The 14,748-nt window shown below is 75.1% G+C and carries 9 protein-coding genes; 2 read left to right on the top strand and 7 right to left on the bottom strand.

Annotated features, from left to right (window positions below; genetic code table 11):
* Positions 1 to 161 precede the first annotated feature (161 nt).
* The gene (locus IE245_RS10970) at positions 162 to 2,354 is read right to left on the bottom strand and encodes an ATP-dependent DNA helicase UvrD2 (protein ID WP_189946599.1); all 2,193 of its coding nucleotides are present in this window, start codon (positions 2,352 to 2,354) and stop codon (positions 162 to 164) included.
* 203 nt (positions 2,355 to 2,557) lie between these two features.
* Here IE245_RS10970 and IE245_RS10965 point away from each other — a divergent pair, with 203 nt between their 5' ends.
* Positions 2,558 to 2,815, top strand: a complete 258-nt coding sequence (locus tag IE245_RS10965; RefSeq protein ID WP_189946598.1) for a mycoredoxin — start codon at positions 2,558 to 2,560, stop codon at positions 2,813 to 2,815.
* A gap of 83 nt (positions 2,816 to 2,898) precedes the next feature.
* A complete protein-coding gene (locus IE245_RS10960) occupies positions 2,899 to 3,180 on the top strand; it encodes a hypothetical protein (protein WP_189946597.1) in 282 nt (93 codons plus the stop codon).
* Between the two features lie 26 nt (positions 3,181 to 3,206).
* Here IE245_RS10960 and nudC read toward each other — a convergent pair whose 3' ends face one another.
* The 6 genes from nudC to IE245_RS10930 all read right to left on the bottom strand — a co-directional run bounded on the left by nudC (position 3,207) and on the right by IE245_RS10930 (position 14,479).
* Entirely contained in the window at positions 3,207 to 4,154 is a 948-nt protein-coding gene (gene nudC / locus IE245_RS10955; RefSeq protein WP_189946596.1) for an NAD(+) diphosphatase, read from the bottom strand.
* 57 nt (positions 4,155 to 4,211) lie between these two features.
* The gene (locus tag IE245_RS10950) at positions 4,212 to 5,630 is read right to left on the bottom strand and encodes a dipeptidase (protein WP_189946595.1); all 1,419 of its coding nucleotides are present in this window, start codon (positions 5,628 to 5,630) and stop codon (positions 4,212 to 4,214) included.
* Positions 5,631 to 5,640: 10 nt separating this feature from the next.
* Positions 5,641 to 9,111, bottom strand: coding sequence for an ATP-dependent helicase (locus tag IE245_RS10945; RefSeq protein ID WP_189946594.1), 3,471 nt, complete (start codon positions 9,109 to 9,111; stop codon positions 5,641 to 5,643).
* A 60-nt stretch (positions 9,112 to 9,171) separates the two neighbouring features.
* Positions 9,172 to 9,978: a hypothetical protein gene (locus IE245_RS10940; RefSeq protein ID WP_189946593.1), complete on the bottom strand. Its 807-nt coding sequence runs from the start codon at positions 9,976 to 9,978 to the stop codon at positions 9,172 to 9,174.
* A gap of 77 nt (positions 9,979 to 10,055) precedes the next feature.
* A complete protein-coding gene (locus IE245_RS10935; RefSeq protein ID WP_229851207.1) occupies positions 10,056 to 10,832 on the bottom strand; it encodes a hypothetical protein in 777 nt (258 codons plus the stop codon).
* Positions 10,833 to 10,993: 161 nt separating this feature from the next.
* Positions 10,994 to 14,479 (bottom strand): ATP-dependent helicase, encoded by a 3,486-nt coding sequence (locus IE245_RS10930; protein WP_189946592.1) that lies wholly within the window; start codon positions 14,477 to 14,479, stop codon positions 10,994 to 10,996.
* Between the last annotated feature and the right edge of the window lie 269 nt (positions 14,480 to 14,748).

Here is a 14,748-nt window from a genome sequence, read left to right as displayed (position 1 = left end):
CCTCTCGGCGTCTCGGAGAGCTCGGGGGTGAGCCGGGCTCTCGATGTTCATTTGGACAAGTACAGCACGAGACAGGGCTTCATATGAAGCCGCTGTTGCGTGGTTAAGAACCTATGGGGCTTGACGGGGCGGGCGCAAACTATTTTTCCCACGAGTTTCGATCAGTCTTCCGTCGGCTCCGCCGCACCCTCTTCACCTGCGCAGATGGCCAGGACATCGGCTCCGAAGCGGTCCAGCTTGCGGGTGCCGACCCCGGCGATCATGGCGAGCTCGCCGCCGGAGGACGGGACGCGCTCGGCGATCGCCATGAGCGTCTTGTCGGTGAAGACGCAATAGGCGGGCTGGCCGAGCTGCCGGGCCCGCTCGCCCCGCCAGGCGTGCAGCCGCTCGTACAGGCCCTCGTCCATGTCCGACGGGCAGTCCTCGCAGCGGAGGAGCTTCATGGCGCCGGCCTCGGTGAGGGTGGCGCCGCAGACCCGGCAGCGGACGGGGCCGCGCGGGCGGCGGCGGACGCCCGCGCCGGCCCGGCCGCCGGAGTCGCCCCGCTCGATGCCGCCGGCCGCGCCGTACCCGCCGGCCCGGCTGCCGGAGCCGGGCCGCAGTCCCTTGAGGAAGCGGCTGGGGACGCGGGAGGCGCGACCGCCCGGCGAGCGGGAGAGCGCCCAGGAGAGCGTGAGGTGGACCCGGGCGCGGGTGACGCCCACGTACAGCAGCCGGCGCTCCTCCTCGATCTGCTCGTCCGTCTTGGCGTAGGTGATCGGCAGCATGCCGTCGGTGAGGCCGACGAGGAAGACCGCGTCCCACTCCAGGCCCTTGGCGGCGTGCAGCGAGGCGAGGGTGACGCCCTGGACGGTGGGGGCGTGCTGGGCGGCGGCCCGCTCGTCCAGTTCGGCGACGAGGTCGGAGAGGGTGGCGCCGGGGCGGGCGGCGGCGAAGTCGTCGGCGAGCCGGGCGAGCGCGGCGAGCGACTCCCAGCGGTCGCGGACGGCGCCGGAGCCGGCCGGCGGTTCGCTGGACCAGCCTTGGCCGGAAAGCACCGCTCGCACCTGGGCGGGGAGGTCGTCGGCGCCGTCGAGGAGCGAGTCGTTCGCCCCGAAGCGGGCCGCGCCGCGCAGGGCCGCGCCCGCCTCCCGTACCTCCTGGCGCTCGAAGAAGCGCTCGGCGCCGCGCAGCTGGTAGGGGACGCCGGCGTCGGCGAGGGCCTGCTCGTAGACCTCCGACTGGGCGTTGATCCGGTAGAGGACGGCGATCTCGCCGGCGGGGACGCCGGCGGCGATCAGGTCGCGGACCCGGCGGGCGGTGCCCTCGGCCTCGGCGGGCTCGTCGCCGTACTCGGCGTAGACCGGATCGGGACCGGCCTCGCGCTGCGAGACCAGTTCCAGGCGGTGGTCGGCGGCCCGGCCGCTCGCCTGGTCGAGCAGGCCGTTGGCGAGGTGGACGACCTGGGGGGTGGAGCGGTAGTCGCGGACCAGCTTGACCACGGTCGCGCGGGGGTGGCGGAGGCGGAAGTCCAGCAGGTGGTCGGGGGTGGCGCCGGTGAAGGAGTAGATGGTCTGGCTGGCGTCGCCGACCACGCAGAGGCTGTCCCGCTCCCCCAGCCACAGCTCCAGGAGGCGCTGCTGGAGCGGGGAGACGTCCTGGTACTCGTCGACGACGAAGTGCTGGTACTGGCCGCGGATCTGCTCGGCGATGTCGTGGCGGTCCTGCAGGATGCCGACGGTGAGCAGCAGCACGTCCTCGAAGTCGATCACCGAGCGCTCGCCCTTGAGCTGCTCGTACATCGCGTAGAGCTGGCCGATCTCGGCCGGGTCGCGCGGGGCGTCGCGCCGGGCGCGGACGACGGCCGCCGGGTAGTCGGCGGGCACGGTCTGGGTGACCTTGGCCCACTCGATCTCCGCCGTGACGTCCCGCAGCTCGCTGCGGTCGAGCCGGACCCGGCAGCGGGCCGCGGCCTCGGCGACGAGCTGGGCCTTCCGCTCGACGAGCCGGGGCAGCGGGCCACCGATCGCTTTCGGCCAGAAGAACTGGAGCTGTCGGAGGGCCGCCGAGTGGAAGGTGCGGGCCTGCACCCCGCCCGCGCCGAGCTGACGGAGCCGGCCGCGCATCTCGCCCGCGGCGCGGTTGGTGAAGGTGACGGCGAGCACGCTCGCGGGGGCCAGCACGCCGGCCCGCACCCCGTAGGCGATCCGGTGGGTGATCGCCCGCGTCTTGCCCGTGCCGGCGCCCGCGAGGACGCAGACCGGTCCGTGCAGCGCCAGGGCGACCTCGCGCTGCTCCGGGTCGAGTCCGTCGAGCACCGCGTCGGCGGTCTCCGGGACCCGTGGGAAGAGAGGGGAGTGCGTTGCTGCTGTCACTCCGCCATGCTGCCAGGTCGGGCGGCCCGGTGCGGCGCGTCGTCCACAGGCTCTCGGGTGCGGTCGTACCGTCGCATGATCGCCCCGGCCGGGCGTGCGGGAAGCGGCGCGCGTCACCCGGCGTACGGGAATGGCCGGCCCGGTGGCGTACGTTCTTCCTTCGGCACCGACCGCCGACCCCGACCCCAGAGGAGCGCCTGGCCATGCAGGGCACCGTGACGATGTACAGCACCGAGTGGTGCGGCTACTGCCGCCGGCTGAAGGGCCAGCTGGACCGCGAGGGCATCGCCTACACCGAGATCAACATCGAGCTGGACCCGGCGTCGGCCGCCTTCGTCGAGCAGGCCAACGGCGGCAACCAGACCGTCCCGACCGTCCGCGTGGTGCCCTCCTCCGGCGCCGCCGAGGTCGTCATGACGAACCCGAGCCTGGCCCAGGTCAAGCAGGCGCTCGGCGCCTGACCGCGCCTCCTCCGCACGCGCGAAGGGCCCCCGGCCGCACCGGCCGGGGGCCCTTTGTCAGTGGCCGGCGCTAGCGTTCCCGCATGGACGGCAGCGATCCGCAGGACGTGGGGGCGGCGTTCTGGGCGCAGGTCCAGGGCTTCACGATCGTCGAGGGGCCCGCGCCGCCGGACACCCCGCTCGGCCGGCTCCAGGCGTTCGCCGCCGTGCACAGGAGCGACCGCCTGACCGAGGACCACGTGAGGGCCGCGATCGAGGGCCTGCCCCTCCTGCCCGGAAGCGTGGACGAGAACGCGGACGGAGGCGGTGGCGGAAGCACCGGCGGCGGTGGCGGCGGCTCGGCCCCGTCGCCCGGGGCGGGCTGACGGGACCGGGCGGGGCCGGGGACGGCTCAGATGACGTCGCCGGGCTTCGGCAGGGGCTTGCCGTACCAGAGCTCGATGAGGCGGGAGGCGATCGAGATGCCGTACGGCGGGAGGATCTCGCCCGAGGCGAAGCCGGCCTCCAGGTCCTCGCGGGAGAACCAGCGGGCCTCGTGGATCTCCTCCCCGTCGACCTCGATCTCCGGGGAGGTAGCCCGGGCGAAGAAGCCGAGCATCAGGCTGGACGGGAAGGGCCACGGCTGGCTGGCCACGTAGGAGACCTCGCCGACGGTGACGCCGGCCTCCTCGAAGACCTCCCGGACCACCGCCGCCTCGATCGCCTCGCCCGGCTCGACGAAGCCGGCGAGCGTGGAGAAGCGGCCCTCCGGCCAGTGCACCTGGCGGCCGAGGAGCGCCCGGTCCTGGTCGTCGGTGACCAGCATGATCACGGCCGGGTCGGTCCGCGGGTAGTGCTCGGCGCCACAGGTCTGGCAGCGGCGGATGTGCCCCGCGGCCGCGATCACCGTGCGGTCGCCGCAGCGGGAGCAGAAGCGGTGCAGGCGCTGCCAGTTCTCCAGGGCCACCGCGTGGGTCATCAGACCCGCGTCGCGCGGCGAGAGCAGCAGACCGGCCTCGCGCAGGCCCGCCGGGCGCGCCGACTGGTCCATGCGGCCGGGCAGCGAGTCCTTCTGGAGCGCGAAGTAGGAGACCCCGTCGGCGTCGGTGCCGAGGAAGTAGCGGTGCGTCTCGGTCATCGGCGCCTCGAACGCCGGGGTCATCACCAGCTCGGTGGTGCCGTCGGGCCGGTCGTCGATCAGCACCTGGCCGCCGGAGACCACGAAGACACGGGTGGTCGGGTGGCTCCAGGCGGCCGCCAGCCACGCCTCGTCGAGGCGGTGGTGGGCGGCGCGGTCGATCCCGCTCGGGGCGGTGAGCGAGATCGGGTGGTCCGCGAACGCGTTGCTGAGGGTGCTCACAGGTGTTTTCCTACTCCCCCGGATCGGTGTCGGTCATTACGGCTGCGGCCCCGCGCCTCAGCGGCCGCCGGCCCGCAGGGCGGCCGGGAGGCCGCCCCACAGGTAGGCGGTCGTCTCGACGCCCTTCAGGAGGAGGTCGAGCTCGATCTTCTCGTTGGGCGCGTGCCAGCCGTCGGACGGGACCGAGATGCCCAGGAAGAGCACGGGCGCGTCCAGGACGTCCTGGAGGTCGGCGGCCGGTCCCGAGCCGCCCTCGCGCGTGTAGCGGACGGTGGCTCCGTCGAAGGCCCTGCTCATCGCCCCGGCCACCGCCGTGAGGGCCGGGTGGCCGAGCGGGGTGAGGCAGGGGCGGGTGGGGGCGCCGAAGACGACGTCGTACCGGATCCCGGCGGGCACGAGTCCGGCCAGCCACTCCCGCACCAGCGTCTCGACGCGGTCCGGGTCCTGTCCGGCGACCAGCCGGAACGACAGCTTGAGGTGGGCGGAGGCGGGCACGATCGTCTTGCCGCCGGGGCCCTGGTAGCCGCCGCCGATGCCGTTGACCTCGGCCGTCGGGCGGGCCCAGACCCGCTCCAGGGTCGAGTACCCGGCCTCGCCGAGGGTGGCGGCCGACTTGGCGGTGCGCAGCCAGGCCGCCTCGTCGAAGGGCAGCTCGGCGACGAGCCGCCGCTCGGCCTCGGTGAGCTCGGCCACCCCGTCGTAGAAGCCGGGGATCGCGACCCGCTCGTCGGCGTCGTGGAGGGCGGCGACGATCCGGCCGGCGACGGTCGCCGGGTTGGGCACGGCGCCGCCGAAGGAACCGGAGTGGATGTCCTGGCCGGGGCCGTACAGGTCGATCTCGCAGTCGGCGACCCCGCGCATGCCGGTGCAGACGGTGGGGGTGGTCTCGGACCACATGCCGGTGTCGGAGACGATCACGGCGTCGGCGGCGAGCCGGTCCGCGTGCTGCTCGACGAGCGCGCGGAAGTGCGGCGAACCCGACTCCTCCTCGCCCTCCACCAGCAGCTTCAGATGGACGGCCGGCGTCGTGCGGCCGGTGGCGGCGAGGTGGGCGCGGACGCCGAGCGTGTGGAAGAACACCTGGCCCTTGTCGTCGGCCGCCCCGCGCGCGTACATCCGCCCGCCGACGACGGTCGGCTCGAACGGGTCGGTGTCCCAGCCGTCCTCGCGGGCCGCCGGCTGCACGTCGTGGTGGCCGTAGACCAGGACCGTCGGCGCGTCCGGGTCGGCGGACGGCCACTCGGCGAACACCGCCGGGGCCCCGTCCGTCTCCCACACCTCGACCGTGGTGAACCCCGTGTCCTTCAGGGCGCCGGCGAGCCAGTCGGCGCTGCGCCGCACGTCCCCGGCGCGCTCCGGCTGCGCCGACACGGACGGGATCCGCAGCCACTCGGCGAGGTCGCCGAGGAAGGCGGCGCGGTGCTGCTCGATGTACGCGCGTACGGGGTGGACGGCGCTGTCCGGGGTCTCGCTCATGGTCCCGAGCCTATCCGGCGCCGGAGGGTGCCCCGCCCAGCAGGATCGCCTCCAGCTCGGCCCGCCCGGGCAGCCGGGCCGGCCGGGCCACCTCGCCCGTCCGTACGTAGACGAAGGCGGCGGCCACCTCCTCCGGGTCCAGGCCGTGCCGCTCGGCCCAGGCGAGCCGGTACAGCGCCAGCTGGAGGGGGTCGGCGGTGCGGTGCCGGCTGGTCTTCCAGTCGACGATCTCGTACGCCCCCGAGTCCGGGTCCCGGTAGACGGCGTCGATCCGGCCGCGGACCACCCGGCCCGCCAGCGTGAGGTGGACGGGGACCTCCACGCGGTACGGGGTGCGGTGGGCGTACGGGGTGCGGGCGAAGGCCTCCTTGAGGGACTCCAGGTCCCGCTCGTCGACGATCTCCGGCTCGCCCGCGAAGTCCTCGCCGCCGGGGAGCTCGTCCGGGGCGAGGAACGGCAGCGGCAGCTCCTCGAAGCGGGACTCCACCCAGGCGTGGAAGCGGGTGCCGCGGCGGGCCGCGGGCTGCGGGCGCTTGGGCATGGGCCTGACCAGCTCCTGCGCGAAGGCGTCCGGGTCCTCGGCGAGGCGGATCACCTGGGAGGCGGAGAGGTAGGCGGGGAGGAGGACGTCCCGGGTGGTGGCGCGCGTGCGGTGCAGCTCGGCGACGAGGGCGGTGAGGTCCTTGTCCCAGGAGGCGATGGTGCGGGCCTCCTCCGGGGTGAGCTCGTGCTCCCGGGGGTGCGGGATCGCGTCGGCCGGGACGGCGCCGTGCGGGGGCTCGCCGTGCGGGGCCGGCGTGCCCGGGGACTCGTCGGACGGAGCCTCCTCCGGCTCGTACGGGGGCTCGTCGTCCGGGGCGTCCCCGGGATCGTACGGGGGCTCCTCCTCGAGATCGCCGGGGAGCCAGAGTCCCTCGGCCGGCCGCTCCGGGGCGGGCCGGTCCGGAAGGGCCGGGGCGGCGCTCGGCCGGGCGGCACGTCCGGCCTGCGGGGGGAGGGCCCGGAGGGCGGCCCGGACGTGCTCCGCCGCCTCCCGGCGGCGCTTCAGGGCCTCCTCGTCGAGCGGCAGCGGCCAGGGGAGGTCCTGGGTCTCCTCGGCCAGGAGGGGGTTCTCGGCGTCCTTCTCGGGTTCTTCCGCCCAGGCCTCGATGTCGCCGTGGCCCTGTTCGCAGTGGGCGCGGAGGGCCTCCATGAAGGCCGAGGGGCCCCGAGGCTTCTTCTGGGAGGGTCCCCACCAGTGGGCGGAGGCGAGGAGGAGGCTGCGGGGGCGGGTGAAGGTGACGTAGCCGAGGCGGAGTTCCTCGGTGTGCTGGTGGTCCGTCATCGCCGCCTTGAAGGACTTCATGCCGGCGGCGTCCCGGGCGTCGAGCTCCGGGAGGGTCGCCGCGTCGCCGCGCAGGGCGTGCGGGAGGACCTGGGGCTGGGAGGTCCAGGACTCACGCGCGCGTGCGGACGGGAACTGGCCGGCGACCAGGCCGGGGACGGCGACGACGTCCCACTCAAGGCCCTTGGACTTGTGGGCGGTGAGGACCTTGACGGTGTTCTCGCCGCCCGGCAGGGCGTTGTCGAGGCCCTTCTCGAACTGGACGGCGGTGCGCAGGAAGCCGAGGAAGGCGAGGAGGCTGGCCTCGCCGTCGAGGGAGGCGAAGCCGGCGGCCACGTCCAGGAAGTTGCCGAGGGTCTCGCGGCGGCGGGCGGCGAGGGCGTGCGGGGAGGCGGAGAGTTCGACCTCCAGGCCGGTGACGGTCAGGATCCGGTGGAGGACGTCCATGAGGGGGTCGGCGAGGGAGGCGCGGAGCGAGCGCAGCTCGGCGGCGAGGCGCGCGAAGCGGACCCGGGCCTCGGCGGAGAACGGCAGGCCGTCGTCGGGGTGGCCGCCGGAGTCGAGGAAGGTGTCGAGGGCGTCGGCGAGCGACGTCACCTCGGCGGGGTCGACGCCCTCGACGGCGGCGGCGAGCCGCTGCCCCGGGTCGGGGTCGGTGCCGCCGTGGTGGACGAGGAGGCGGGCGCGGCGGCCGAGGAGGGCGAGGTCGCGGGGGCCGATGCGCCAGCGGGGGCCGGTGAGGAGACGGACCAGGGAGGCGTTGGCCCCCGGGTCCTGCAGGACCTCGCAGACGGCGACGAGGTCGGCGACCTCGGGGAGGTGGAGGAGGCCGGAGAGACCGACGACCTCGACGGGGACGCCGCGGGCGACGAGCGCGGCCTGGATCGCGGGGAAGTCGCCGGCGGTGCGGCACAGGACGGCCATGGAGCCGGGCTCGCGGCCGGTGCGGACGAGGTGGGCGAGGGAGTCGGCGAGCCAGTCGAGCTCCTCCGCGTGGGTGGGGAGGAGGGCGACGCGGACGGTGCCGTCGGCCTCGGCGCCCGGCGCGGGGCGCAGCGCCTCCACGCCCGCGTGCATCGCGCGCAGCGGGGTCGCGAGGCCGTTGGCGAGGTCGAGCAGGCGGCCGCCGCTGCGCCGGTTCTCGGAGAGCGACCGGCGGCTCGCGGGGGTTCCGTCGGCGTGCGGGAAGTGGGCGGGGAAGTCGTCGAGGTTGGCGACGGAGGCGCCGCGCCAGCCGTAGATGGCCTGGCAGGGGTCGCCGACGGCGGTGACGGGGTGGCCGGTGCCCTGGCCGAAGAGGCCGGAGAGGAGGAGTCGCTGGGCGACGGAGGTGTCCTGGTACTCGTCGAGGAGGACGACCCGGTACTCGTCGCGGAGGATCGCGCCGACCTCGGGGCGGGTGGTGGCGAGGCGCGCGGAGAGGGCGATCTGGTCGCCGAAGTCGAGGAGGTCGCGGGAGCGCTTGGCGGCGCGGTAGCGGGTGACGAGTCCGGTGAGCTCCCGGCGGGCGGTGGCCGTCTCGGGGAGCTTGCGCAGGTCGTCGTTGGTGAGCCTGGCCCCGGCGAGGGCGGTGAGGAGCTCGGCGTCGTACGCGAGGAGCTCCTCGGGCTCGACGAGGTGCTCGGCCAGTTCGGCGTCGAGCGCGAGCAGGTTCTCGACGAGGGTCGGGAAGGACTTGGTGAGCGCGGGGTACGGGCCGGGGGCCTCGCGGAGCACGCGCGCGGCGAGCTGGTAGCGGGTGGCGTCGGCGAGGAGCCGGGAGGTCGGTTCGAGGCCGATGCGCAGGCCGTGGTCGGTGAGGAGCTGCCCGGCGAAGGCGTGGTACGTGGAGATGCGCGGCTCGCCCGGGGGGTCGTCCGGGTCGACCGGGTCGGGGTCGGTGACGCCGGCGCGGACGAGGGCGGTGCGGACGCGCTCGGCGAGTTCGCCGGCGGCCTTGTTGGTGAAGGTGAGGCCGAGGACCTGCTCGGGGGCGACCTGCCCGGTGCCGACCAGCCACACGACGCGGGCCGCCATCACCGTGGTCTTGCCGGAGCCGGCTCCGGCCACGATGACCTGCGGGGCGGGCGGCGCGGTGATGCAGGCCGTCTGCTCCGGCGTGAAGGGGATGCCGAGGAGCTCCTTGAGCTGCTCGGGGTCGGTGATGCGTGCGGTCACCGGAAGAGGCTAACGGGGATGTCGGACATTCCCGCCCGGTACGGCCCTCGCCTGCGGTTCTCAGGCGGGGGTGCCGGGGTCGAGCCGGGAGAGGTCGACGGTCTCGTCGGCGGGCGGGGCGGTGACCTCCACCGGGCGGTCGAACGCGGAGAGGGTCATCGAACCGGGTTCGTCGCCGCCGGTCCTGACGACCTGGCGGATGTACGGCTTGCCCTCCTGGGCGACGGAGACGGTGGTGGTCGCGTCGGACTCCTTCTCCACGAGGGTCGCGACGGGGGTGCCGTCGACCTCGCGGTCGGGGCCGCGGGTGAGTCCCGCGCGGCCGTCCCGGTCCTTGCCGAGGTCGTCGAGGAGGGAGTCGAGGTCGCAGATCTCGCCGAGGTCGGCGCTGCCGCCCTGACCGGGGCCGATCTTGAGCCAGCGGCCCTGGACGAGCTCGACGACCGGGGCGATCCGGTTCTCGGGGACTCCCTGGGCGGTCATGGAGATCCGCCAGAAGTCCGCGTCGCCCTTCATGTAGGTGACGCCGTCGAGGCGGCGGAGTTCGGCGTCGCCCTCGTCGACGCCGATGCGGCCCTGGCAGGAGCCCTGGTCGTCGACGGAGAAGTCGACGTCGAGGTCCTGGCCTTCGGACACGACCTTTCCGGTCATGCGCAGGGAGTCGGCGGAGCGGGTGGCGTCGACGGCCCGGTCGGCGATCTCGGCGGGGCCGAGCCCGTCGAAGGGATCCGGGGTCGGGGCGGCGACGGCGGGGGCCTGCGCCGCCGTCGCCGCCCGGGCCGCCGCCGGGGCGGGGACCGCGACGGCGGCGACGGCGCAGGCGACGGCCGCGGCGCGGAGCTTCCGGTGGGTGGGCCGGTACCGCATACGAGCCTCCTCGTCCCCCCGGACCCTGTCACCAGGGTCGCCCCGCGCGCGCGTGGCCGCTACTCGGTGCCGGAGGGTCAGCTGCCGGCGCCGGCCTTCATGAGCGCCTCCATGTCCATGACCTGGTCGGCCGGCGGGGCGGTGACGTTCAGCGGCTTGTCGAAGTCGCTGAGGGTGACCGTGCCGGGCTCGTCGCCGCCGGCGGTGACGGAGCGGAGGATGTACGGCTTGGCGGAGTCCTTGGCCACGTACAGCGTGGTGGTCTCGCCCTTCTTGTCGGCCTTGCTCTTGAGGACGACGGCGGCGGCGCCGTCGACGTCGGCGTCGGCCTCGCGGGTGAGACCGGTGGTCTCGGTGTCCTTGTCCATGTCGGCGAAGAGCGCCTTCAGGTCGCAGAACTCGCCGAGGTCGTTGGAGTCGGCGTCGTCGGCGGGGAGCTTCATCCAGCGGCCGTTGAGCAGGGTGGCGATGGCGCCGGCCTCCTCGGCCGAGGAGCCGTCCTCGCCCGCGGTGCCCTTGTAGAAGGCGTCGTCGCCCTTCATGTAGGTGAAGCCGCCGGTGCGCATGACCTCGGCCTTGCCGCCCTCGGCCATGGACATGGAGCCCTGGCAGGTGCCCTTGTCGTCGACGGAGAAGTCGAGCTTCATGTCCTTGCCGTCGTCCTTGCCCTCGCCCTTCATGTGGACGGAGGTGGCGCCCTTGGTCGTCTCGACGGCCTTCTTGGCGATGTCGTCGGCGGAGAGGCCCGCGAAGGGGTCGGCGGCCTTGTCGTCGCCCTTGCCGCAGCCGGTGACACCGGCGACGACGGTCAGACAGATCGCCGCGGCGGCCCAGAGCTTCCGGTTGGCCCTCATGCGCGTACTCCTCAGCGTGCTTGATGGTGCTTTCGGCGTGTTCGAAAGCGAAGATTCACAGCTTTTCTTGACGGCGACCTTATGCGGTGCCGCCCACACAGTGACGAGCCGGGGTCGCGAAAGGATGCACGGACGGGAACGTGACTCCGGTCACTCGGCCCTCAGTCGACGACCTGGCGGCCCTCCGGTCGGGCGCTGCAGGCGGCGCGGAAGGAGCAGTTCGCGCAGTGCTGTCCGGCGGTCGGGGTGAAGCGCTCGTCGAGGACCCGGCCGGCGGCGGTGGCGAGCAGCTCGCCGACCCACTCGCCGTCCGGCGGCCGCTGGGCCTGCACCTTGGGCAGGGCGTCGCCGCCCTCCTTCTTGGGGGCGGCCTGGCGCAGCTGGACGAGTTCGGCGCCGCCGGGCTCGGGGCGGCGGCCGTCGAGGACCTCGTCCAGGGCGCCCTCGCGGACGGCGAGCTGGTAGACGGCGAGCTGCGGGTGGTGGGCGACCTCGTCCCGGGTGGGCGCGGACTTGCCGGTCTTGAAGTCGACGACGTACGCCCGGCCCTCCGCGTCCGTCTCGACGCGGTCCATGGAGCCGCGGATGCGGACCTGGTACTCCCCCGCCTCCAGGGTGACGTCGAAGCCGTGCTCGGAGGCGGCGGGGGTGCGGCCGCCGCGGTCCATCACGTGCCAGCGCAGGAAGCGTTCGAGGGCCACGCGCGCGTGCTCCTTCTCCTGCGCGGACTTCCAGGGGGCGTCGAAGGCGAGGGCGTCCCACACGGTGTCGAGGCGGGCCATGAGGACGTCCAGGTCGGCGGGGGTGCGGCCGGAGGCGACCTCGTCGGCGAGGACGTGGACGACGTTGCCGAAGCCCTGCGCGGCGGAGGCCGGTTCGGCGGCCCTCACCTCGCGGCCCAGGAACCACTGGAGGGAGCAGGTGGCGGCGAGGTTCTCCAGGGCGCTCGGGGAGAGCGCGACGGGCCGGTCCCGGTCGCGCAGCGGCACCTCGCTGCGGGTGGGCTCGTGCAGCCCCCACCAGCGGTCCGGGTGGGCGGCCGGGACCATCGGCTGCCCGTCCTCGTCGGTGAGGGCGGCGAGGGAGGCGAGGCGGCGGGCGGCGGCGGCGCGGAGCGCGGGCGAGGCGTCCGGGTCGACGGTGGTGGCGCGCAGTTCGGCGACGAGCGCGGAGACGGCGAGCGGGCGGCGGGGCCGGCCGGGGACGTCCTTCGGTTCGGTGCCGAGCTCGGCGAGGAAGCGGGAGGGCTGGTCGCCGTCCTCCGCGGGGGCCTTGACGGCGGTGACGACGAGCCGTTCGCGGGCGCGGGTGGCGGCCACGTAGAAGAGGCGGCGCTCCTCGGCGAGGAGGGCGCCCGCGGTGAGGGGTTCGGCGAGGCCGTCGCGGCCGATGCGGTCGGCTTCGAGGAGGGAGCCGCGGCGGCGCAGGTCGGGCCAGAGGCCCTCCTGGACGCAGGCGACGACGACGAGGCCCCACTCCAGGCCCTTGGAGCGGTGGGCGGTCATCAGCCGGACGGCGTCCGGGCGGGTGTGACGGCGGGTCAGGGTGTCGGCGGCGATGTCCTGGGCGTCGAGCTCCTCCAGGAAGTTGAGGACGCCGCGGCCGCCGAGCCGTTCCTCGGCGCGGGCGGCGGTCTCGAAGAGGGCGCAGACGGCGTCGAGGTCGCGGTCGGCGTTGCGGCCGGCCGGGCCGCCGCGGAGGGCGGCGCGCTCCAGGCGGCCGGGCCAGGGGGTGCCGTTCCAGAACAGCCAGAGGACCTCCTCGGCGGTGCCGCCGCCGGCGAGGAGGGCACGGGCCTCCTGGAGGAGGCGGCCGAGGCGCTGGGCGCCGCGGGCGTAGGCGGGGTCGTGGGCGGCGAGGCGCTCGGGTTCGGCGAGGGCGCGGGCGAGGAGGACGTCGGAGGGGGGCGGGAGCCGGTCGCCCGCGGCGCGGTGCTCCTCGCGGAGGGCACGGCCGAGTGTGCGCAGGTCGGCCGGGTCCACGCCGCCGAGGGGCGAGGCCAGGAGTTCGAGAGCCGTCTCCACGGGGAGCCAGGGCTCGGACCCGGGCTCGGTCCCGGACCCGGGCTCGGCGGGTTCGGGCTCGGCGGGCGCGGATTCGGACTCGGGCTCGGCGGGCGCGGATTCGGCGGGCTCGGGCTCGGGCTCGGGCGCGGACTCGGGCTCGGGCTCGGCGAACTCGGGTTCGGGCTCGGCGGGTGCGGGTTCGGACGCCGGCGCGGCGCCGTTGCCGGTTGCGCCCGCCCCCTCGGCACGCCGGCCCGCGACCGGGGCGGCCACCGCCCTGAGCGCCAGCAGCAGGGGCGCCACCGCGGGTTCGTGGCGGAGGGGGGTGTCGGCCGTGTCCGTCTCCACGGGGACGCCGGCCGAGGTGAGGGCGCGGCGGAGGGAGGCGAGGGGGGCGGCGGAGCGGGTGAGGACGGCCATGTCGTGCCAGGGGACGCCGTCCTCCAGGTGGGCGCGGCGCAGCAGGTCGGCGATGTGCTCGGACTCGGCGGAGACGGTGGGGTACGTGTACGCCTCGGCCCGTCCTCCGTCGCGTACCGGCGACAGCTCGCGGTGGGCGCGGACGGCGGCGGCGGGCAGCCGGGTCAGTGGCATGCGCGCGGTGAGCCGGCGGGTGGCGGCGAGGAGGTCGGCGCCGGCCCGGCGGGAGGTGCCGAGGACACGGACGGGGGCTCCGCCGAAGGCGGCGGGGAAGTCGAGGATGCCGTTCACGTCGGCGCCGCGGAAGGCGTAGATGGACTGGTCGGGGTCGCCGAAGGCGACGACCGTGGTCCGGCCGCCGCCGGTGAGCGCGGTGAGGAGCCGGACCTGGGCGGGGTCGGTGTCCTGGTACTCGTCGACGTACACGGCGTCGTAGCCGGGGAGGGCGATCTCTTCGGCGAGCAGCACGGCCCGGTGGACGAGCTCGGTGTAGTCGAGGACGCCCTGGAGGTCGAGGACGTCGAGGTACTCGGCGAGGAAGCCGGCGGCGGCCTTCCAGTCGGGGCGGCCGACGCGTTCGGCGAAGCGGCGCAGCGCGTCGGGGCCGAGGCCGAGTTCGCGGGAGCGGGCGAGGACGGCGCGGACCTCGTCGGCGAAGCCGCGGGTGGTGAGGCAGGCGCGGAGTTCGTCGGGCCAGCGGACGCCGCCGGTGCCGGTCCGTTCGAGGTCGATCTGGCCGGCGAGGAGTTCGCGGACGGCGAGGTCCTGCTCGGGTCCCGAGAGGAGCCGGAGCGGTTCGGCGAAGAGCTCGGCGTCCTGGTGGGCGCGGATGAGGGCGTAGCAGTACGAGTGGAAGGTGGTGGCCTGGGGCGGGCGGCGGCCGCCGAGCCGGGTGGCCATCCGGTCACGGAGTTCGACGGCGGCCTTGCGGCTGAAGGTGAGGACGAGGATCCGCTCGGGGTCGGCGCCGCGTTCCATGCGGGCCGCGACGGCCTCCACCAGCGTCGTCGTCTTCCCGGTGCCGGGTCCGGCGAGGACGAGGAGAGGTCCCCGGTCGTGCTCAACCACCGCCCGCTGGGCTGCGTCCAGCTGAGGGGGATCCACCGGGGCCGGCGCCGTGCGCACCAGCCGGTACGCGCCGGGGGTCCGCTGCCTGCCCGCGCCCGGGTACGGCTGTCCCTGGTGCGGCGGCGTCGGCCGGGTGGTGGAGGAGGAACTCACGTGGTGGGCCGGTCCTGGTCGGTGATGAGGTGGCGCGGGCGGTACGGGTGGTGCGGGCGGTGCCGGTGACGACGGCGGAGGCGCGGGGAGCGGTACGCGGACGGGTACCGGTCCGGGTGCGCGCACGCGCGCGTCCCGGGGCCCGTACCGCTCTCCGTACCGCTCCCCGCGCCTCCGCCGCGTCCGGCGGCGGATCCGTCGTCGGGTCCCGCGCCGTCGGCGGCGTGCCCGACGACGTTACGCGAAACCGGGCGCTCGCGGGCCCGTGT

The sequence above is a fragment of the Streptomyces roseolus genome (genome assembly GCF_014649855.1).
GTDB classification, from domain to species: Bacteria; Actinomycetota; Actinomycetes; order Streptomycetales; family Streptomycetaceae; genus Streptomyces; species Streptomyces roseolus.
The sequence above is the reverse complement of the archived record's forward strand: the minus strand, read 5'-3'. Positions and strand labels throughout refer to the sequence as shown.